Raw genomic sequence first — 561 nt, 5'->3', positions numbered from 1 at the left:
TGACAGGTGTTCCTTCAGCCATTCTAGTGTTCATGATGGTCCTTATAGCAGCTTGCCTAGCTGGCCTGCTCTTGTCTGCGAACATTTCTGACAAGGACATCATGATTTCATAGGCTGTGTCCATATGCTCGTGCTGTGTTTGCAACACGTTGGACATGGAAGCGAGCATGTAGCATTTAGCCATGCTGTTCGCTTTCTTCCACTTCCTTTCAGCCTCTAACTGGTCTTCAGTAGAATTGGTATCAATTTCAGGACAATTTTCTATCAAGACATACTTGTACTCCTCAGCAGTGAGTACTATGTCAAGATTCCTCTTCCAATCTACGTAATTAGGGCCGGTCAACTTGTTCTCACGAAGAATACTCATCAACGGGCTAAATGAATCTTTACCCATCTCTCTCTGGATATAAAATGGTTTATAATTAGATAGGCAGTATATATGTAACATGTATATGGTGCTTGTTATAAAAGGAAAAACATGCACAAAAACTTTTTACATTATTTCAACCCTAAACATAATGTATCAGTGTTTCAACCTCCTCATAAACCCTCCATCGAAAG

At 40.1% G+C, this 561-nt stretch carries 1 protein-coding gene; it reads right to left on the bottom strand.

The annotated features are described in order from the left end of the window. Positions 1-448 (bottom strand): hypothetical protein (locus F8C76_RS19870; RefSeq protein ID WP_152132944.1); only part of this gene is annotated, 448 nt, incomplete at its 3' end. Positions 449-561 lie beyond the last annotated feature (113 nt).

The sequence above is a fragment of the Flagellimonas olearia genome (assembly GCF_009184425.1).
Taxonomy (GTDB): domain Bacteria; phylum Bacteroidota; class Bacteroidia; order Flavobacteriales; family Flavobacteriaceae; genus Flagellimonas; species Flagellimonas olearia.
The sequence above is the reverse complement of the archived record's forward strand: the minus strand, read 5'-3'. Positions and strand labels throughout refer to the sequence as shown.